Origin of the sequence: Ornithinibacillus halophilus (assembly GCF_900129485.1) — a bacterium.
Lineage (GTDB): Bacteria > Bacillota > Bacilli > Bacillales > Amphibacillaceae > Ornithinibacillus > Ornithinibacillus halophilus.
The window spans coordinates 48,823-69,490 of record NZ_FQVW01000012.1 but is presented as its reverse complement, the minus strand read 5'-3'; the positions used below and the strand labels follow the sequence as shown (position 1 = coordinate 69,490).

At 36.2% G+C, this 20,668-nt stretch carries 22 protein-coding genes; 16 read left to right on the top strand and 6 right to left on the bottom strand.

Annotated elements, in window-relative coordinates; all coding sequences use genetic code 11:
* The first annotated feature begins 156 nt into the window (after window positions 1-156).
* A complete protein-coding gene (locus BUB12_RS17825) occupies window positions 157-303 on the top strand; it encodes a hypothetical protein (protein WP_200801033.1) in 147 nt (48 codons plus the stop codon).
* Window positions 304-373: 70 nt separating this feature from the next.
* On the opposite strand, the gene BUB12_RS07280 is transcribed toward BUB12_RS17825, so the two are convergent.
* Genes BUB12_RS07280 through BUB12_RS07270 form a run of 3 tightly spaced genes read right to left on the bottom strand, consistent with a single transcriptional unit; the run spans window position 374 to window position 2,524 of the window.
* Entirely contained in the window at window positions 374-1,111 is a 738-nt protein-coding gene (locus BUB12_RS07280) for a P-II family nitrogen regulator (RefSeq protein ID WP_072889563.1), read from the bottom strand.
* The gene (locus tag BUB12_RS07275; RefSeq protein WP_072889561.1) at window positions 1,065-1,835 is read right to left on the bottom strand and encodes a DUF1538 domain-containing protein; all 771 of its coding nucleotides are present in this window, start codon (window positions 1,833-1,835) and stop codon (window positions 1,065-1,067) included. The genes BUB12_RS07280 and BUB12_RS07275 overlap by 47 nt, the downstream gene beginning before the upstream one ends.
* Window positions 1,832-2,524 (bottom strand): DUF1538 domain-containing protein, encoded by a 693-nt coding sequence (locus tag BUB12_RS07270; protein ID WP_072889559.1) that lies wholly within the window; start codon window positions 2,522-2,524, stop codon window positions 1,832-1,834. Before BUB12_RS07270 ends, BUB12_RS07275 begins: the two co-directional genes overlap by 4 nt.
* 406 nt (window positions 2,525-2,930) lie before the next feature.
* Between BUB12_RS07270 and BUB12_RS07265 the strand changes: the two genes are divergently transcribed.
* The gene (locus BUB12_RS07265; protein WP_072889557.1) at window positions 2,931-3,680 is read left to right on the top strand and encodes a hypothetical protein; all 750 of its coding nucleotides are present in this window, start codon (window positions 2,931-2,933) and stop codon (window positions 3,678-3,680) included.
* Window positions 3,681-3,732: 52 nt separating this feature from the next.
* Here BUB12_RS07265 and BUB12_RS07260 read toward each other — a convergent pair whose 3' ends face one another.
* A complete protein-coding gene (locus BUB12_RS07260) occupies window positions 3,733-4,794 on the bottom strand; it encodes an NAD(P)/FAD-dependent oxidoreductase (RefSeq protein ID WP_072889556.1) in 1,062 nt (353 codons plus the stop codon).
* A 247-nt stretch (window positions 4,795-5,041) separates the two neighbouring features.
* Here BUB12_RS07260 and BUB12_RS07255 point away from each other — a divergent pair, with 247 nt between their 5' ends.
* On the top strand, window positions 5,042-5,821 hold the full coding sequence (locus tag BUB12_RS07255; protein WP_072889554.1) for a hypothetical protein: 780 nt from the start codon (window positions 5,042-5,044) through the stop codon (window positions 5,819-5,821).
* A gap of 38 nt (window positions 5,822-5,859) precedes the next feature.
* Here BUB12_RS07255 and BUB12_RS07250 read toward each other — a convergent pair whose 3' ends face one another.
* Entirely contained in the window at window positions 5,860-6,519 is a 660-nt protein-coding gene (locus BUB12_RS07250) for an SIMPL domain-containing protein (protein ID WP_072889552.1), read from the bottom strand.
* Window positions 6,520-6,694: 175 nt separating this feature from the next.
* Between BUB12_RS07250 and BUB12_RS07245 the strand changes: the two genes are divergently transcribed.
* The 10 genes from BUB12_RS07245 to BUB12_RS07200 all read left to right on the top strand — a co-directional run bounded on the left by BUB12_RS07245 (window position 6,695) and on the right by BUB12_RS07200 (window position 17,007).
* On the top strand, window positions 6,695-7,177 hold the full coding sequence (locus tag BUB12_RS07245; RefSeq protein WP_072889550.1) for a PaaI family thioesterase: 483 nt from the start codon (window positions 6,695-6,697) through the stop codon (window positions 7,175-7,177).
* A gap of 105 nt (window positions 7,178-7,282) precedes the next feature.
* Entirely contained in the window at window positions 7,283-7,567 is a 285-nt protein-coding gene (locus tag BUB12_RS07240) for a DUF3219 family protein (RefSeq protein ID WP_072889548.1), read from the top strand.
* Window positions 7,568-7,576: 9 nt separating this feature from the next.
* Window positions 7,577-8,443, top strand: a complete 867-nt coding sequence (locus BUB12_RS07235; protein ID WP_072889546.1) for a Cof-type HAD-IIB family hydrolase — start codon at window positions 7,577-7,579, stop codon at window positions 8,441-8,443.
* A 150-nt stretch (window positions 8,444-8,593) separates the two neighbouring features.
* A complete protein-coding gene (locus BUB12_RS07230; protein WP_072889544.1) occupies window positions 8,594-9,238 on the top strand; it encodes a LytTR family DNA-binding domain-containing protein in 645 nt (214 codons plus the stop codon).
* Between the two features lie 129 nt (window positions 9,239-9,367).
* Window positions 9,368-10,876, top strand: a complete 1,509-nt coding sequence (locus BUB12_RS07225) for an acetyl-CoA hydrolase/transferase family protein (RefSeq protein WP_072889542.1) — start codon at window positions 9,368-9,370, stop codon at window positions 10,874-10,876.
* 181 nt (window positions 10,877-11,057) lie between these two features.
* On the top strand, window positions 11,058-11,531 hold the full coding sequence (locus BUB12_RS07220) for a hypothetical protein (RefSeq protein WP_072889541.1): 474 nt from the start codon (window positions 11,058-11,060) through the stop codon (window positions 11,529-11,531).
* Window positions 11,532-11,632: 101 nt separating this feature from the next.
* On the top strand, window positions 11,633-13,558 hold the full coding sequence (locus tag BUB12_RS07215; RefSeq protein WP_072889539.1) for an ATP-dependent DNA helicase: 1,926 nt from the start codon (window positions 11,633-11,635) through the stop codon (window positions 13,556-13,558).
* Between the two features lie 34 nt (window positions 13,559-13,592).
* A complete protein-coding gene (gene glcT / locus BUB12_RS07210; protein ID WP_072889537.1) occupies window positions 13,593-14,417 on the top strand; it encodes a glucose PTS transporter transcription antiterminator GlcT in 825 nt (274 codons plus the stop codon).
* A gap of 205 nt (window positions 14,418-14,622) precedes the next feature.
* Complete coding sequence (ptsG, locus tag BUB12_RS07205; protein ID WP_072889535.1) at window positions 14,623-16,560, top strand: glucose-specific PTS transporter subunit IIBC; 1,938 nt, start codon at window positions 14,623-14,625, stop codon at window positions 16,558-16,560.
* A gap of 147 nt (window positions 16,561-16,707) precedes the next feature.
* On the top strand, window positions 16,708-17,007 hold the full coding sequence (locus BUB12_RS07200; RefSeq protein WP_072889533.1) for a DNA-binding protein: 300 nt from the start codon (window positions 16,708-16,710) through the stop codon (window positions 17,005-17,007).
* Between the two features lie 92 nt (window positions 17,008-17,099).
* On the opposite strand, the gene BUB12_RS07195 is transcribed toward BUB12_RS07200, so the two are convergent.
* Window positions 17,100-17,717: an NUDIX hydrolase gene (locus BUB12_RS07195; protein ID WP_072889531.1), complete on the bottom strand. Its 618-nt coding sequence runs from the start codon at window positions 17,715-17,717 to the stop codon at window positions 17,100-17,102.
* 152 nt (window positions 17,718-17,869) lie between these two features.
* On the opposite strand from BUB12_RS07195, the gene BUB12_RS07190 reads away from it, so the two are divergent.
* From BUB12_RS07190 to wrbA, 3 genes are all read left to right on the top strand, one after another.
* Window positions 17,870-18,970 carry a PfkB family carbohydrate kinase gene (locus BUB12_RS07190; protein ID WP_072889529.1) on the top strand — a complete coding sequence of 367 codons (1,101 nt, stop codon included), beginning with the start codon at window positions 17,870-17,872 and terminating at the stop codon, window positions 18,968-18,970.
* Entirely contained in the window at window positions 18,971-19,873 is a 903-nt protein-coding gene (locus BUB12_RS07185) for a pseudouridine-5'-phosphate glycosidase (RefSeq protein ID WP_072889527.1), read from the top strand.
* A gap of 101 nt (window positions 19,874-19,974) precedes the next feature.
* The gene (gene wrbA, locus BUB12_RS07180) at window positions 19,975-20,580 is read left to right on the top strand and encodes an NAD(P)H:quinone oxidoreductase (protein ID WP_072889525.1); all 606 of its coding nucleotides are present in this window, start codon (window positions 19,975-19,977) and stop codon (window positions 20,578-20,580) included.
* Window positions 20,581-20,668: the final 88 nt, after the last annotated feature.

The window sequence follows — 20,668 nt, the reverse complement described above, 5'->3', positions numbered from 1 at the left end:
GCCACGCCGAGGAAAACGCTCGCCACGCCGAGGAAAACGCTCGCCACGCCGAGGAACAGTGGAAATTATTCCTCAAAAGGTAAAATAGCTATGCATAAGTTCTGCCTGTCATTCAAAAAATAAGAAAATATTGAATTAAAGGAAGGGGGATTAAGAATGGCGAAGGAAAAAGAACATAAAAAAATGTTTAAAGAGCCTAATCATCACGGGGAGCATCGCAATGGACGTAAAAGCCAATATAAGAATAGCTCTGCACATGGTGACGAAGCACCTGATGAGTATGTAAGTAGAAAAGATACGTAAGAAAAGCACAGAGTATCTATAACGGTCTGCATCTAGTCATAAAAAAAGGAGAGGACAAAGCCTCTCCTACTTAATTATTTTCATTAAATTTATCATTTACCATTTTATTTAGAAGATGATTAATTCCAACTGTTTGTTCTACCTGCATAACAAAGGCAATGCCTTTACCAGGTTTTTTTAATTCAGCGTCATCTTCAATAGCTGCTAGAACATCACTTGTTTTGTCTCGACTGATGAGGGTTAAAATTACTTCTTTTTCTGGCTCAATTAAGATATTAAATAATTTTGCCTTTTCGTGTACACCTGTTCCACGCCCATTAATAATAGTTCCACCTTCAGCACCAGCTTTTTTGGAAGCCTCGACAACTTGTTCTGAGTCGCCGCGATTAACTATGGTAACAATTAAATCATATAATACTTTTTGTTCTTCCATAGGGATATTCAAACCCTCCTCATCTGAATCATTTGTTTCTAAATCATATCCTAGCATTTTACAGATTCCGGTAACATTTTTTGTATCTATAACAAAACCAATTCCATGTCTTGGTTTATTTAATTGTGCAGTATCGATAATTGCATTCATAACTTCGGTAAATTTAAGACTTGATACTAGTGTTAAAAGGATTGCTCGTTCCCTTTCAACAGGGATACCTAGAAATTTTGTCTTTTCATCCACACGAAATCCTTTACCCAATAGTGTAGTTCCACCACGAGCGCCAGCATCTTTAGTTGCTTGAATGATTTTTTTTGCCTTTTCTTTTCTAACTATTGTTACTATTAACTTTTTCCCTTTCATCGGCTGTGTCATCTTGACCCCTCTCCTTTCTATTATACAAAATTCCGAGGGTTAGCACAGATAGGATAGGAGCTAACGCTACCAATGCTACCATACCGAAACCATCTTGAAGTGGATCGCGACCTTCAGTTACATTAGCAATTCCGACAAATAAAGCCAACATAAACGTTGCTGTCATTGGACCAGTTGCTACACCACCTGAATCAAACGCAACCGCAGTAAATGTTTTCGATGAATACTTAATCATAACTAGTGCTATTATATAGCCTGGCACGATAAAATACCATAGGGAAATTCCATAAATTATTCGAACGACAGAAATAGATATAGAAAGGCCTACTCCTACTGACATTGTATACAATAATACCTTTTGTGGAATATATCCAGCAGATACCTTTTCAACTTGATGAATCAGAACACTAACTGCAGGTTCTGCATATACGGCAACAAATCCTAGAATAAAACCAATAGGAATTAAAATCCATCGATAAGACAATGAACCTAATTTTTCTCCCATTAATTCACCAACTGGCATAAACCCAATATGAACACCTTGAAGGAATAGGGCTAGGCCAATAAAAGTTAATAGAAAACCGATTGCAACTTCTTTCATTCTGCTAACTGGTAATTTTAAAAGAAAAATCTGAAACACGATGAATACAATAAATAGGGGTGCCAGTGCCAGTGCGACTTCTGACAACACTTCAGTGAACCCTTCGAATATATGAATGTTCATCCGTAGATCACCCCTAACAGAAGTACAGACAGTATCGGTCCAATTGATGCGAGAGCAATTAACCCAAAACCGTCACTCGAAGCTGATTTTCCTCGTAAAACAGAGGCAACCCCAACACCTAAAGCAAGGATGAACGGAACGGTTATTGGCCCTGTTGTAACTCCACCAGAGTCAAATGAGATTGGTACAAAGGTTGGAGGAGTAAATGCTGCTAATAAAAAGATAAGTCCATAACCAATTGCAAGTATATAAACCATACTAAAGTTTAGAATAATTCTTAGCATTGCAAGTGCCACAAAAAAGCCAACACCAATAGCTACAGATAAAATTAAAATACTCTTTGGAATGGCACCTTGTGATACTTGATCGACTTGGTTGGAAAGTACTCGTACATCTGGCTCTGCTAGTGTTACAACAAGTCCTAACACAAATCCAAATCCAATAATAAGCCAAACCTTTTTTGTCTTCGATAAGGCAGATCCAATCAGTTCACCGACTGGTTGAAGACCGACATTAACCCCTAATAAGAAAAAGATAAGTCCCACACCTACTAAAACAAGTCCAATTGCAAATTGTAAAAACGTTTCCATTGGTAGCCAGATGATGGTGAATTGTAAGATTGTCACAACAATGGAAATCGGTAAAATAGAATATATTACTTCCAATACTGTTTCTTTTATATTATCCATGTAAAACCACCTTTCTAATGTAGTAAATAGAAAAGGATAACAGTATAAAACTAAAGCATTAAAATGATTAATCTGTATAGTTCTTGCATTGTAAAAATGCATCATTATCTATAGGAAAAGAACCATAACGTATATTATTGGAGACTTATGAGGGGTTCAATTTTGAGTGGGTAATTACCTTTTACCAACACTACTAAACTAATTATATCATTAGAATTTAATGTTGAAAATTATGAACTCTAAGTAAATACATGTGAATTATCCACGAACACCATGAAATTTAGCGCATGAGCTTTTGTTCAGCAACAAATTAGACACTACGACAAACGCCCAATTTCTAGTTCGATGTCCCGACTAACTTATAAAAGCATAAGATAAATAAAAAATAGAGTAAGGTGATGTCAACATGGGATTATTTATAAACTCGGGTCTACATCCGGATGTTTATCAGAATAATAGCGATATTGAGGAACCAAACCAGGATTATTTCCAAACAGATTATTTTAAAGATTTGCTTGCAGAGCAGAAGAAATTGAATGAAACACTTACTAAAAATGTGAAAAACATAAATAAAAGACATCAACAGTACGAATTAAGCCAATTAGAGAAATGGAGAAGTGTTTCCGAACAGTTGGATTTTATAAAAGAAGGACAAAATCATCATGAGAAATTCGAACGTGAAGCAAGGGAGTGGCTTATCATGCTTGAAGAGCGTAATAAGGAACTACATCAGTTATTAGAACAAGAGGGTGATAGCAAACAAGAGATTTTAGAAGAGATTCAAAAGATTAGCCAAACAAATGAAGAAATAGCCTCCAAGTTAACCCAATACGAATCATTTTCTGAGCAGTTAACAGAGCAGATGAACCAATTAGTAGAATTACATCACGGTATTTCCAACCAAATGAAGAAACAGGAGGGTAAGCAAGATGAAGTAATTTCGAGTGTAGAAAATCAAGAAGCATTAATGGAAAAAACGTTGCGCCAAGTTGACTTTGTTCGTTCGGTACTATTTGAAAGAACTAGTTTCCTAGCTGATAAGATCGAAAATAGCTATAACTTAACATCCTCAATGATATACAAATTAGTAACAGGCACAGAAAAACCATTAACCTTACTCATGTCTAATACAAAGAAAAATGAGGCTAATGAATAGATTAAAAAAGCTTGTAGTTTTTCTGAGAGAAACTACAAGCTGGGCAGTATAATTAATGTCGTTTGTTTAACCACAATACACCAGATTTAGCTAACCGTGGTAGCAAACCTGTAACAGGTTGCTGCATCATGTTTCCAAACCCATCATTCTTACCAAGGGAACCAAGCGTACCTTTTAGCTTTATTTTATTCGGTTGTTTTGGTTCTTTTCCTAACAACACCGCATGTAATATTTTGGCGATTTGTTCTCCTTGTTGCAATGCTAATTGTGCACTAGGCGAATATTCTGATGAAGCGCAATCACCGACAACATATACATTTTGTTGCTCAGGAATTTGGTAAAAATCGTTCAATACTATTTTATTTTGGTTGTCCTTCTTATAAGGAAGTTCTCTAATTAAATGGTTTGGTTGTACTCCTGCAGTCCAGATTGTAACATCATTCACATAACAGACCCCATTGTTACAAACACCGTCTTTTTCAACATACTCCACATTGGCATGATGTAGAACTTCAACGTCATTTTTATTGAACCAATCGGCTACATGCGCTTGAATTCTTGGATCAAAGGCCTTTAGAACAGAAGAACCGCGATCTAATAATCGAACATTTAAGTCAGCCCGACTTTCACGTATTTCTGATGCAACTTCAATCCCGCTTAGTCCTGCTCCGACAACCGTAACTTTTCCATAAGCGCCAAGATTACCAACTGCAAGTCCAGCACTTCTGGCATTTGAGAAGGTTTGTACACTTTCTGTATATTCCTCAGCACCCTTTACCCCATGATAGTTATCTTCGCAGCCTAGCCCAATAATTAAATAATCATAATCTACTACGTTATTGGTATTCTCAAATAGAATTTGATTATTTTTAACATCAATTCTATGAACTTCACCAAAAACAAATTCGACACGGTCATCTTTAGGAAAATCCATTCGTACTTCCTTTTCTGCTACAGTACCAGCAGCAATCGTGTAGAATTCAGTTTTTAATGAATGATAAGGATTTCGATCAATTAATGTTATTTTTACATCACTTGGTAATTCCTTTTCCAGCAGCCCTAAAGTAATCTTTAGTCCTCCGTAGCCACCACCTAGAACCACAATATTTCTCATATAAAACTACCCCCATCCCTGTGTTTGCTTTTTCTGTGAGTTAACGGGTTTAATCTAAAAATGAAACGCTTTCTAACATCCCTACTTTCAAGATTAACAAAGATAGAGTGTTTAGACTAGATAGTAATTTAATATTTTGGAAAAATAAAGATTAATTTTTAAGAGGAAATGAGAAATCACCAATAATTTTTCAGTTTTTGGAAATACTACCAAACGTCAAAATACATATATTGGAGGAAGGATTAAAATGAAAAAACATGCAATTGTTGTTTCAGCCTTTGCATTTTTCCTAGGGGTAGGATTATTTGGACAAGAAATCCCTGCTGTGGCTGAAAAAAATGAAGATGTTGGTTTCTTTGATTTCTTTAAGAAGGATGATGAGAAAGAAGAGAAAGAGAAAAAGAAGGAAGACAAGTTAAAGCACCATGAATCTTGGATTAAATATCAAGCAAAAGAATATGGAATAGAAGCAGAGGGTAAGGAACTAAAAGAACTAGCAAAAGAAGTAAAAGAAGCCAAAATAATGAAAAAGGCAGAGAAGCTAGGAATTGATACAGAAGGCAAAGAATTAAAGGAACTTAAAAAAGAGGTACATCATGCTAAAGTGGTAGAAGCTGCTGAAGAACTTGGTATTGAGACAGAAGGTAAGGATGAAGAAGAATTAGCAAAAGAAGTTTTTGAAGCAAAATTAATAAAACGAGCAGAAGAATTAGGCCTTGAAACAGAAGGGAAAGAAATAAAGGAACTGAAAAAAGAAGTTATGAAAGCACAGTTAGATCATGAGGCCAAAATCTTTGGCGTTGATACTGGTGGTATGGACTACCACGAAATCGTAATGGCTTTACATGAAGCTAAAGTTTATAATTCCGCTGTACAATTAGGAATAGATACAAAAGATAAAAATGCCAATGAATTGCTAGATGAAATTTTTAATAATTATGCTGATGAGGCTAAAGAGAAAAATCTCTTCCCTTTTGAAGATAACAAAGATGGATTCCACTTAGGCCATCATTACATGACAGATTAAATAAGCTGGGGCCTGACCTTTTGGTACAGGCCCCATTGTTAATTAAAATCAAAGGTAGCATTGATAACAGCTTTTATTTCTAGTTGCCCAGGTTCGATAGGTGTTGTTGCACTTTCGGTAGAAACGCCTAAGACATATGGCTGTGGTTGCTGATTGGTTCTAGTTGTTATTTCTTTAATTTTTCGTGGTACACTAGAAACGGAAACACCTAATTCTTCAGCAATCGTTCGAGCTTTATCACGAGCATTATTTACGGAAATTTTTAAAGCGTTCTCGTAATGTAAATCACTATTAGCAACGGTGAATTGGATATTTTGAACCTCATTGGCCCCTTCATTTACTGCAAGGTCGACGATTTGACCGACTTGTGTAATGTCATCCACTGTAACTTCAATCATATTCGTCACACGATACCCACGAAATACCTGTTTCCCTTCTATATAATCGTATTGTGGATGAATACGGAAATCCTTCGTTTGGATATTATTCCTCGGTATATTTTGATTTGAAATAGAGTTGATTACCCTATTCATTACAGTAGCATTTTCACTTTGGGCATCTTGTAGACTAGTTGACTCAGTAGAAACCCCTAATGTAATTAGTGCACGGTCAGGGGATAAGGTTACCGAACCTTGACCTGTAACTTTAATTGTATCTGATGAATGCAGTGATAATGGTGGAGTATAATTATAGTACATTGTAAAAAACCTTCTTTCTTTTTTATTACTTTATTCGATACAAGGGGCATGTGACATTATTTTGGGATTTTTCATAAGAACTTAGTGTATGACCGGATTGTAAAAGGAGGTCTATATAAAACGCTTACATCATGCTATACTCGAATCAAAAGTAATAAAGGAGAGGGAGAGAAATATGGTTGATTATGTGAAACATGCAATTCAGGATGATTATTCGGATGAGTATTCTCATTGCTATGGATGTGGCCGTTTAAATGAAGAAGGGTTGAAACTAAGAACTGGTTGGAATGGGGATAAAACCTTAACCATTTATGAACCAAGAGCAGAACATACTGCAATCCCTGGTTTTGTTTATGGTGGCCTTATCGGTTCAATTATTGATTGCCATGGAACGGGTTCAGCAGCATTAGCATTACATAAAAAAAATGGACACGAACCTGGTGATGGTATAGAGCCACCTCGATTTGTTACAGGTTCACTTCATGTTGACTTTTTAAAACCAACACCACAAGAAGTACCGTTAAAGGCAATCGGGACAGTTGAAGAAATCCATCCGAAAAAGTGGAAGGTAACAACAGAAGTATATGCTGAGGACACCCTCTGTGCTAAAGGGGAAGTAATTGCAGTTGTTATGCCGGACACCTTCTTGAAAAAATAGATATTATGAATCCTCATTATTTGAGGGTTCTTTTTAATAGGTCTCAAACTGTCTTCCTACCAAATAAAGTTGTAAAATGGACTTAGATTATGAAGGAGAGGTTTGATGAGTGAACAAGTAATAATTAATGGCTATACCATTGAAACGGAAAGCTTAAATGAAAGAAAAGCTCCCGAAACAAATCAGTTAATCCTAGAACTTCAATTTAAGGTGAAGCATGAGGATTACCATGAAGTAACGACTCTTTTATATAAAAATGATTTTACGGTTGAAGTACCAACAAGAGGAATAAAATGTAATGCAAACATATCTAATTATTCAACTTCTGTTACAAATTTGTATGAGAAAGATTCAGTAGGGACATTTAAGCTGGAACTGATAGAAAAATAGGAGGGAATTATGAAACTTATTGCATCTGATTTAGATGGTACGTTGTTAAATAAGAATACAGAAGTTAGTGAAGAAAACGCAATGAAAATTAAAGAGGCTCTGGAACAGGGGATAAAGTTTGTTGCTGTAACAGGAAGACCATATGAATCAGCGTCAACCTTACTAAAAGAAGTGGGAGTTACCTGCCCAATTATATGCTTAAATGGAGCCAATACGTATACAGCTGAAGGAGACTTAATCCGGAGTGCTGCACTAGACCCAGAAATGATTCAAACTGTTAGACAGCGCAGTATGAAGGACAATATTCACCTGGTCTATTTTACAGAAACAGGTGTCTTTTCAACGGAAAAAGAGCGCTTTATTAAGGAGTTAGCTGATACATTTTTAGAATCAATGCCAAATATATCGAAAGAAAAGGCGATTTTAGGCGCTGAGCAATTTATGATCAAAGAACATGTTCAATTTATAGATAACATAGAGGAAATCCTTCAGCAAACGATTTATAAGTTACTTACTTATTCAGGAAACAAAGATAAGCTATCAAACTTATATAACGAACTAAAAAATGAACAAAACCTTGCTATCAGTTCTTCAAGTGGTTCAAATCTAGAGTTTAATCATATTAATGCCGAAAAAGGTATAGCATTGAAACATTTTGCTGAACAATTAGGTATTGATATGGCTGATGTCATGGCAATTGGTGATAATTTAAACGATGTAAGTATGCTTCGCTTAGTAGGAAGGCCTGTTGCAATGGGAAATGCAATTGATGCAGTGAAAGCAATTTGCGAGTATACAACTAAGACAAATGATGAAAATGGTGTGGCAGAAGCCATAGGAAAGATGCTAAATGATACAAAGGTAAGGAATGGCTAGGGTTGAAAATAAGGTAGAGGGAATATCATGCCTTATTAGTGGAACATGCAAAAGTTTATTGTAAAACAAAGCCTTTGTGTGAGACCTGTCCTCTTTTACAACACTGTCAATATGGCCACGCTAACGTTAAGGACAAGGAGTTGAGAATAAATGAAGAAGCTAACGATCACGAGTTTATTAGATGTAATGGGTGAACTATTCTCTGATGAAGTATCCATTGCTATTTCCAATAAGAAGGAGTATGTCTATTATCGACCAAGTAAACGAATTGATTTGAAAATAAAACCTGGGGATCCTCTTAAAGAAGGAACAATTGCCTATATGGCAATCCAGTCAGAACAAAAGGTATCTGAATTTATTGATCGCAATTTATTTGGTATCCCTTATCATGGGATGGCCGTCCCACTTCATCAAGAAGGTAAGTTAGAAGGAAGTATCCTTGCTATCTACCCTGCATATACGGATGGGAAATCGGTTGTAACGGTTAAGACTTCGGATGGTTGGAGGCCAATTCCTTTTCAAAACGTAAAATATTTAGAGGTGAAAGATAGAAAAACCTATGTCTATTCCAATTACCAGATAGCAACCCATAAAAATACATTACAAGAATTTGAATACACCCTTCCTAAAGAAATGTTTATTCGTTGCCATCGCTCTTTTATTGTTAACGTTCATCATATAGAAGAGATCTATCCGGATACTCATTCTACATTTCTATTAAAGATGAATAACGGTGAACAGGTCCCTGTCAGTCAGAAATATTCCAGTTATTTCCGTAAATTGCTAGGGTTTTGACGAAAAAATGCTGGTTTATGTATTTGTTTTTCTGTTTTAATCAACAAAACACTTATTTAGACTACATTCCCCAATCTTAACTCTTCGTAAGTTAAAATGATTCTAAAAGTTAAGAAAGAGGGATGGGGCATGGAAAATCTTAATCGAATTAAGAACCCTCGTTTACATGACCGTGTTGTAACAGCAGAAGAAGCTGCTGGATGGATACAAGACGGAATGACATTGGGGTTAAGTGGGTTTACACGAGCGGGAGATGTGAAAGCGGTTCCATTAGCTTTGGTTGATAGAGCAAAAGCTGGAGAACAATTTAAAGTGAATGTATTTACTGGGGCATCACTCGGGTCAGATGTAGATAAAATGTTTGCTGAGGTTGGTATTGTAAACAAACGACTACCATTCCAAGCAGATCCTACGATGAGAAAGAAAATAAATGCTGGGGAGCATTTGTTTGTTGATCATCATTTATCACATGTTGCTGAATTACTTAGGGCAGATGTAATTGAGACTGTAGATTACGCGATATTGGAAGCGATTTCTATTACGGAAGATGGAATGATTATTCCTACAACATCAACAGGTAATAACCTAGCATTTGCTGAGAATGCTAAGAATATTATCGTTGAAATCAATACAGCACAACCAGACTTAGAAGGGTTACACGATTTATACAGCCCTGGAAAACAAGGGGAACGGGATCCAATTCCTTTAACAAAAGCTCGTGATCGAATTGGTAAGATTGGAATCCAGGTTGATCCTGAAAAAATAGTAGGGATCGTTTTTACAAACCAACAGGATTCACCATCAACAATCGTTCCACCTGATGAGGAAACACAAATTATGGCAAATCATCTACTTGATTTCTTACGTAATGAGATCAAAGAAGGTAGGTTGACAGAAACATTAGCACCATTACAATCTGGTATTGGTTCTGTGGCGAATGCAGTCCTTCATGGAATGGTAGAGTCTGAGTTTGAGAACTTAGAAGTTTATTCAGAAGTATTACAAGATGCTGTTTTCGATTTAATTGATGCTGGTAAAGTTGATTTTGCATCATGCTGTTCAATTACTTTATCGGAAGAAAAAATGAAGCAAGTATTTGGAAACTTTGAGAAGTACCGTGATAAATTAATTATGCGACCACAGGAGATCTCAAATCATCCAGAAATCATTCGCAGGCTCGGATTAATCTCTATTAACACGGCATTAGAGTTTGATATTTATGGAAATGTAAACTCTACTCACGTTTCAGGAACTAAAATGATGAATGGTATTGGTGGATCAGGTGATTTTGCACGTAATGCTCGTCTAGCAATCTTTGTTACAAAATCGGTTGCCAAAGGTGGCGACATCTCTAGTATCGTACCGATGGTTTCACATGTAGATCATACGGAACATGATGTCGATGTAGTTGTAACAGAACAAGGATACGCTGACTTACGTGGATTAGCACCAAGAGAAAGAGTTCCAATGATTATTGAAAACTGTGCACATCCAATGTACAAGAAGCAACTTTGGGATTATTACCAAGAAGCAGTTGAACGGGGTGGGCAGACTCCACATGTGCTAGAAAAAGCACTTTCTTGGCATACCAATTTTGCAGAAAACGGAACGATGAAACAAACAGTAGAAGTTAAATAGAGTAGTAACTAAGACATCTTTAAAGAGAAAGTATCATATTAAATAGGGGTTCTATATATAAAGAAAAAGCTGATTTTCCAAAGGGGGGAGGAAAGTCAGCTTTTTTGGTTTCCAAATTATATTGAAACTTCTTTGTTGAATATTCGTAAGGTACTTTAAAACATATAAAAAGGGTGTAAGTATGCAACTAAAATTTTCACAGAATAGTAAATGGGTTAATAACGCAATATATTCCTTTACTACATCATTTATTGCTTTTTTAGGAATTGTTGTCCCGGCGTATAAGTTTAATCATGTCGATTCTATCATACTCGTTGTTGGTTTGATTTCTGTCATGATTGGTGTCATTCATGGACTGCATAGTTTGAGATTATCAGAAAAGGTTTATATAAATCTAGAAGATGAAAGAATGTATATCTATCGGACGACAATTTTGCCCAAAAAAGAAGTTTGTTATCAGGATATTAATTTTTGCTTACATACTCACGTTCATGATGTAGAATTAATCATCGTTCGATTACTTGATGGAAGAGAAGTTGATATTCAATGTAAGTGGTTAGAAGATTATGATCTAAAGTATTTGATAGACTTTCTTAAGAAAAACTTACAAAAAGAAGGGCAATTTCGATCCAATGTGGCTTCAAACAATGTCTAAATGATAAATAAACAATTTACGGAACAATTGCATCTCGAGTGACGTGAACCTTCTAATCACGTATAATGACTCTTTAGGAATAATATGAAGAGGAGTTTACCATGACGAAAGCTAATGCATTACCATTTACCGTTTCAAAAACTGAAAACTTCTTCGATCGGCTCGGTGATTACGTTGGAGATGTTTTTTACGATATTTTGCCTGAAAAAGGCTATGAATTACGTGATGAACAAATATATATGGCATTTCAACTTGAACAGGCTTTCAAAAACCGTTCAACGATTTTTGCTGAAGCTGGAGTTGGTACAGGTAAAACATTTGTGTATTTACTTTATGCCATTTGCTATGCGCGATATAAAGGTAAACCAGCAATTATCTCTTGTGCAGATGAAACGCTTATTGAGCAACTTGTAAAAAAAGGTGGAGATATTGAGAAGCTAGAAGAAGCTCTAGGTCTTAACATTGATGTTCGTTTAGCGAAAGCACGAGAAAATTATGTCTGCGTTAGAAAACTAGATGCTTTAATTGAACATACAGAGGATGAGAATATCTTTCGAGTTCATGATGAAATTCCTGATTTCGTATTTGATACAAGTGCAGCAAAGAAAAAATTCGAGCGCTATGGAGATCGGAAGGAGTACCCTTGGGTGCCGGATGAAACGTGGGAAAAAATTGCATGGGATCCACTACAACAATGTTCCACATGTGATTGGCGACACCGAAGTGGACAGACCCTGAACCGTGATTATTACCGTCATGCAACAGATTTAATCATCTGTTCCCATGATTTCTATATGGAGCATGTATGGACGAAGGACTCAAGAAAACGTGAAGGACAAATGGCATTACTCCCAGAAGCCAGTTGTGTCGTCTTTGATGAAGGGCATCTTCTAGAGTTTTCTGCGCAAAAGGGACTAACATACCGATTCAATGCAGAAACGTTAGAAAATGTGTTAACTGGATATATGGGACAGGATGTTACGGAGGAAACACTTTATCTTATAGAAGATATCCTTACGCTTCATGATGAATGGTTTCAAATGCTACAACAGTCTTCTTCATCTGTGAAGGGCTCTAATCGACAGCAAGTTTCTGTATCAAAAGATTTACTTCTAATTGCAAGAGATTTATATGAAAAGGTAGAACGATTGCTTGATCAACTCGTATTCGATTCAGAAATGTTTACGATCGATGACTACCATATTAAAATCATTGAAGAATATCTAGAGTTTTTCTTCCATGGACTGTCAATTTTCTTAAAAAGTGATGAAGGAATTTTTTGGTTGGAAGAGAATGAAAACACAACTTCCCTTGTGTTGATGCCACGATTGGTAGAAGATGTTTTAAACAAGGAAGTATTCTCAAAGGATATTCCTTTTGTATTTTCTTCAGCAACTCTTTCTCAAAATGATGATTTTTCTTATTTAGCATCAAGTCTTGGTATAGAAGACTTTGATTCATTTACGGTTTCTTCTCCTTTTGATTATAATGAGAAGATGACAATACGGGGTCATTTGGAATCGAATGATAAATGGGAGAAAATTGAAAATCAATTAACTCAAAATAAAGGCAAATCATTAATATTATTTTCAGATCGTGAGGAAATGGAGCAATTTCGTACCTCTGTCACTGAAAAAAATCTTATGTTCCAACTCCATTTTGAAGGTGATCGTGAAATAAGTGATATTGTTAGTGATTTTCAAAAAGATGTAAATTCTGTTTTATGTGCGTATCATTTATGGGAAGGATTAGACATACCGGGTGAGGCACTTACACAGGTTATTATTTCTTCACTGCCTTTTCCACCTAAAGACCCAGTCTTTCAGGCTAAACATAAACACGCTGTTGATCCATTAGTCGATGTTGATCTACCTTATATGCTGCTTAGATTGAGACAAGGAATTGGAAGATTGATTCGAACCAGTGATGATTATGGTTCCATACACTTATGGATGAAAGAGAAGGAAAAAGAGAAGTTTATTACGAATATAAATGAAGTTTTACCAGTAGAGATGCAATGGAAATAAGAACATCTTAAGAAAAGGAGGACAAGGTGATAACATGCAAGTCAAAAAGGTATTAAATAATAATGTTGTGATTGCCGAACAATCCTCCGAAAAAGAAGTGTTATTAATTGGTAAAGGTATTGGTTTTTCAAAAAAGGAAGGACAAGAAATAAGTGCTGATACAGCTGAGAAAGTCTTTCGATTAGAAGATCCAACTGAACAAGATAAATATAAACAATTATTACCACAACTAGATGAAGACTTTATTCAATTTATGCATGATGTTTTGAGCCATATTGAAAAGGAAATGGGTCAAATTGTTAATGAACATATTCATATTGGCTTAACGGATCATATTGCTTTTGCAATTAAAAGAGCAAAAGAAGGAATTAATATTAAAAATCCATTTTTGGTAGAAACAGAAGTCCTGTATCATAAGGAATATATGGTAGCGAAGACCATTGTTTCTATGATTAAGGAATTTAGTGGGGTTCAACTTCCTGATGGCGAAATAGGATTAATTGCTATCCATATTCACAGTTCAGTAACTGATAGAAATTTAAGTGATATCAATAAAAATTCAACCCTTGTTTTTCAACTTATTCAAATGATTGAAGATGGATTAGATATTACCTTAAAGAGAGACAGTATTAATTACTTTAGACTCGTTCAACATATTCGGTTTGCCATTGATCGTGTAAGTTCAGGGGTAGCTAATAAAGAACAAACAAGTTTAGGAAAAGTATTGAAAATGGAATACCCAATGTGCTATAATCTTGCTTGGAAAATCGTTAAGGTTATGCAACAAACTCTAAAAAAGCCAGTTGTTGATGCAGAGGTTATTTACTTAACCATCCATCTTCAGCGACTACTAAATTGAATAATATCATACCGTTTATTCATTCTATGCGTGTAACTGATTAAATTCAGGCATGAGCTAAGCAGAATAGCGTCATCAAGGGAGGAGTATACTCTCTTGGTTTCGCATTCGTCTTTGCTCATGCTTTTTTGCGTTTTAATAAAGGATTTCAGATGCATGCATTACCTTAACTGCTTATAATTTAATAACACTAGGAGGTTAAAGCATGTTTAAAGAAGCGTTCGGTTTACTACAACGAGTAGGTAAAGCGCTAATGTTACCTGTATCTGTTTTACCAGCTGCAGGTTTATTATTAGGGATAGGGCATGAAAATGTACTAGATATTCCAATTATGGCACAAGCCGGTGGAATTATATTTGATAATCTACCACTACTATTTGCGATTGGTGTAGCGATTGGTTTAGCTGATGGAGATGGAGTGGCTGGTTTAGCAGCTGTAATTGGGTTTTTAGTTATGAATGTCACGTTAGGAATAATGGCAGAATCTAAAGGTGTTGAAACCATTGAGATGCTGGGTATATCCACTCTACAAATGGGTGTTTTTGGTGGTATCTTAATGGGGATTGTGGCTGCCTATTTATATAAAAAGTTTTATCAAATACAACTACCACAGTTTTTAGGGTTCTTTGCAGGAAAACGTTTTGTACCAATTATTACAGCTGCAACAGCAGTTATATTAGGAATGCTGTTCTTCTATGTATGGCCACCAATTCAAGATGTTATTGACTGGTTCTCGGTATTAGCAACTGAAACAGGCTCTACTGTAGCAGCGTTTATTTTTGGGTTTGGACAACGTGCGCTAATTCCATTCGGATTACATCACATTTTCTACCAGCCATTCTGGTATGAATTCGGATCCTTCGTTAATGATGCTGGAAATGTTGTAAAAGGTGATATGACTCGTTACTTTGCAGGAGACCCTACCGCGGGAACGTTTATGACGGGGTTATTTCCATTCATGTTGTTTGGATTACCAGCTGCAGCACTAGCAATTTATCATGAAGCAAAGCCGGAAAACAAGAAAAAAGTAGCAGGTATTATGGCATCTGCTGCATTGACATCCTTTTTAACAGGGATTACAGAACCAATTGAATTTGCATTTCTATTTGTTGCACCAGTATTATTTTTAATCCATGCAGTATTTGCTGGATTATCATTTGTTGTAATGGACTTATTAAATGTAAAAGCTGGATTCACATTCTCTGGTGGATTTATTGATTATGTATTATATTGGGGATTATCTACTAATGCGTGGATGGTTATTCCAGTAGGTATTGGGTTTGCCTTTCTTTACTACTTCGGATTCCGATTTGCCATTCGTAAATGGAATTTAGCAACACCTGGACGTGAAGAAGATACAGGGGAAGAAGAGGGAGAAGTACAAGAAGCAGGAGACCTTCCGTACGATGTACTAGAAAGTCTAGGTGGTAAGGAAAACATTGCTCACTTAGATGCTTGTATTACTCGTCTTCGTGTGTCTGTTAATGATAAGAATAACGTAGATAAAGATAGATTGAAGAGGCTTGGTGCTTCAGGTGTTATGGAAGTCGGAAATAATATCCAAGCTATATTTGGTCCTAAATCGGATACAATTAAAGGGCAAATTGCTGATATTATTAGTGGAAAAACACCAAGAGTCACAAAAGAAAAAATACAAAAAGAAATCACAGTGGATGAAAAAGGAGAAACAAATATAACAGGCCCTATTAAAGGGAGATTACTACCAATAACGGAAGTGCCTGACCAAGTATTTTCTGGAAAAATGATGGGGGACGGTTTTGCGATCGAGCCGACTGATAATATGATTGTCTCTCCTGTCGACGGTGAAATTGTTAATGTATTCCCTACGAAGCATGCGATTGGTATTCAATCTGACTCAGGCCGAGAAATTCTCATTCACTTTGGTATTGATACAGTGAAGTTGCAAGGAGAAGGCTTTGAGGTATTTGTTCAAGAAGGGGATAAAATTAAAGCTGGTCAAAAACTGATGACGGTCGATTTGGATTATATTAAAACTAATGTTCCGTCTATAATTACTCCAATAGTGTTTACGAATCTTCAAGAAGATGAAGAAATAGTCCTTCTTAAAGATGGAGAAATAACCCTAAATGAGCAAAATATTATATCTATTAATAAAGCGTAATGTTAATTAGAGGCTGTCCCAATGAAGGGCAGCTTCTTTTTTTGATCATTTTAGAGACGTCTATCTGTGAGCAGTCAAAATCTTTTTATGATAAACTAAAAAGTAGAGAATTTACATAATCTTGGGAATAAGAGGAGGAGAACATCAATGGATTTAGGGTTATTATATTTAGGACTAGGATTAGCTGCTTTCGGATTTTTTATTGGCGATGGGTTAAAGAACTTTAAGAATCCTTCAGCAAAACTATCGGATGCCTTTGATGATGAAGAAGAAGAGTATAAGCTAATTAAGCAAAATGAGTTATATTGGGTTATTGGAGTATCGAAGGAGGATGCTAAGAAAATCATTGAAGAGTATCCAGACATTCCACATATTACGATAGATGGAAACGTATATTATCCGAAAAAGAAAGTAAAAGAGTGGTTAATGACGATAGGAGATAGGTAATAAGAGAGGGTCTCAATGCTACAATCTTTACTAAAAATTACGAACGAATCATTTTAAGAGGAGTAGTGGGACTGAATCCACTACTCCAATTTTTATTCCTTCATAAGGTCTAAAAAGTGACGTAAAATCTTAGCCGTTAATCCCCAAATCACCTTTCCATCGTATTGATAGAATAGTTCATTTATGTGCCTTACTTGCCAATTGTAATTTTCCCCACCTACGATTCGATCAAATGGAAAATCTTCTTCTGGAATGACTTGTAATTTAACTTTGTATGTTTCAGGAGGATTATTAAGAAGATAAGATAATGGAACCGTAAATACTTCTCCTACTTCTGCTTCATTAGGTTGTATTTTTTCTGGGGTAGTAATTGTCCCAACGAATGGATAAATGATTCTCCCTGTATCAGAGACAATATAGTCCAAGGGGTGTACGTTTTCAATTGATGCTTTTGAGACACCGAGTTCCTCCGTTGTCTCGCGAATGGCACAATGTAGTGGGGTACGATCATCTTCGTCTTTTCTTCCTCCAGGAAAACAAATATCACCTGGCTGACTGCGTAAAGTCATTGATCGTACTTCGAATAATACATGTGTTTCTCCATTTTTTTGAACAAGAGGTAGAAGCACAGCAGACTTTTTATAATGCTCATGATCAAGAATAGAAGCCTGTCTACCTAATAGTTTTACATTAATATCTGAAAGCTTCACTAGATCCCCTCCAAGGACATTGCTTTCCTTCATTATACAAATACTAGTATTGAAGTAAAACTAAAATGATTAATTGTTGACGGGAAGTAAAAAAAGGTTTATGATTTAAACATAAGTTTAATAATAAAACAAAAGTTTAAGGTGGTGCTTGGGTGGAATTAAATGAAAGAGAAAAACGAGTACTAGAACTTATTCAAAGGGACCCGTTTATTTCTCAGCAAGCATTAGCAGATGAATTAGAGTTATCACGTCCATCCGTTGCGAACATAATTTCTGGCCTTGTAAAAAAAGGGTATATTCGTGGCAAGGCATATATTTTAAATGAGCCAGAGCAAATAATTTGTGTTGGAGGAGCTAATCTCGATCGCAAATTCTATTTGAAAGAGGCCATGCAGCTTGGAACATCAAATCCAGTTAATTCTACTCAAAGTGCTGGTGGTGTTGCCCGTAATATTGCAGAAAATCTTGGACGCATGGGAGAAAATGTATCTTTGCTAACGGTCTGTGGAAGAGATGCAGAATGGGATTTTATTGAACAAGCATCTATACCTTATGTAAATATGGATCATGTTGAAAAGCTTTCCGAATCATCTACAGGTTCTTATACAGCTGTTTTAGATGAAGAAGGGAATATGAAGATTGCACTAGCAGATATGGATATATATGATCAATTGTCTCCAGAGATTATTCAGGAGAACGTCCCGATTTTGAAACAGTCAAAATGTATATTGGCTGATTTGAATTGCCCATCAGAGACTTTATCTTATTTAAGTCAGGTTGCTACAGGAAATAAGATCCCACTAGTAGTTATTGCAGTTTCTGCACCTAAAATGAAACGGTTACCGGAAAATTTAGGGGCATTAACATGGTTAATCACCAATCAAGATGAAACAGAAGGTTACTTTAATATAACGATTACGAATAAACAGGATTGGAAAGCTGCAGCTGAAAAATGGCTGGACCTCGGAGTAAAGAATATTGTTATTACCAGTGGAGACAAAGGAGTAATGATAGGCAACTCAGAAGAAGGGGTCGTACACATTCCAGCCGTGAAGGTCGATGAAGTAGTTGATGTTACAGGAGCAGGAGATGCCTTTTCTGCAGCTGCTGTTCATGCTTGGCTATCGAGTAATAGCATTGAGCAAATTGCAAAAGCAGGGGTTGTTAATGCTGCGAAGACATTGCAATCATCTTTTACTGTACGACAAAACCTTACGTCACAACAACTTAAACATGATATGGAGGAATTTTAAATGAAAAACTATATTGAATTATCATCAGAGGTACAACAAGCAAAAGAGGCAGGAAAACCAATTGTGGCATTAGAATCTACAATTATTTCACATGGCATGCCATATCCACAAAATGTACAAACTGCACGTGAAGTAGAGCAAATCGTTCGAGATAATGGGGCAGTACCAGCTACAATTGCAATTATTGATGGCAAGATAAAAATCGGTTTAACAGATGATGAATTAGAGGATTTCGGTAATAGTAAACATGTAGCGAAAGCATCACGACGCGATTTACCTTATTTACTTGCAACGAAACAAAAAGGAGCAACAACGGTTGCAGCAACGATGATTTGTGCTGAGTTAGCTGATATTAAAATCTTTGTAACTGGTGGTATTGGTGGGGTTCACCGTGGTGCCGAAACGACAATGGATATATCAGCAGACTTAGAGGAATTAGCGAAAACGAACGTAGCAGTTGTATGTGCTGGTGCTAAATCAATTCTAGATTTAGGTTTAACAATGGAATACTTAGAAACGAAAGGTGTACCGGTGATTGGATATCAAACGGAAACTCTTCCAGCATTCTATACAAGAAGTAGTGAGTTTGACGTAAACTTCCGTGCAGATGACGTAGAGACTGTTGCATCTACACTAAGAGCTAAATGGGATCTAGGATTACAGGGAGGCGCAGTTATTGCTAATCCAATTCCAGAAGAAAATGCAATGTCTGAGGAAGTTATCACAAATGCAATTGAATCGGCATTAAAAGAAGCAGAAGAAAATGGAATTAAAGGGAAAGATACGACTCCATTCTTGCTTGCAAAAGTTAAAGAATTAACAGAAGGTAAAAGCTTAGAAGCTAATATTGCTTTGGTAAAAAACAATGCAGTAATTGGTACTCAAATTGCAGTGAACATGTAGACAGGAAGCTGATTTAATTTAGTATAAATCACTTCTTCTCGGGGAAACTCATACCATGGGATTTTTTCCTGGAAATATTTTCTCGAGAAGGAGTCGTTCAAGTGGCAAATGTAAATTTAGCAGTAATTTATTACAGTTCAACCGGAACCAATTATCAATTAGCACAATGGGCTGAACAGGGAGCAGCTGAAATAGGTGCTGAAGTTAAAGTACGTAAAGTTCCAGAGTTAGCACCTGAAGAAGCCATTGCATCCAATGAAGCATGGAAAAGTCATTATGATGCAACTAAAGATGTTCCAGATGCAACCTCTGATGACATTGAATGGGCAGATGCGATTATTTTCAGTGTACCAACTCGTTTTGGAAATGTAGCATCACAAATGAAGCAGTTTATAGATTCACAAGGTGGCTTATGGGCATCTGGAAAAACAGTCAATAAAGTGGTAAGTGCAATGTCATCAGCACAGAACCCACATGGTGGTCAGGAAGCCACGGTTTTATCTCTTTACACATCCATGATGCATTGGGGGGCAATCATCGTTCCACCAGGATATTCCGATCAAGTATTGTTTGGTGCAGGTGGTAACCCATATGGTACAAGTGTTACCCAAGGACAAGATGGTAATATGGTAGAGGATGTAGAAGCAGCTGTAAAATATCAAGCAAAACGAACGGTAGAAATAGCGCAGAAAGTAAAAGGGAGCTAATAACTCCAAGGGCTAACATTAGGTTAGCTCTTTTTATTTGAATTAAGTTTTATATAGATGACAGAAGGCCAATTAATAAGTAAAATAT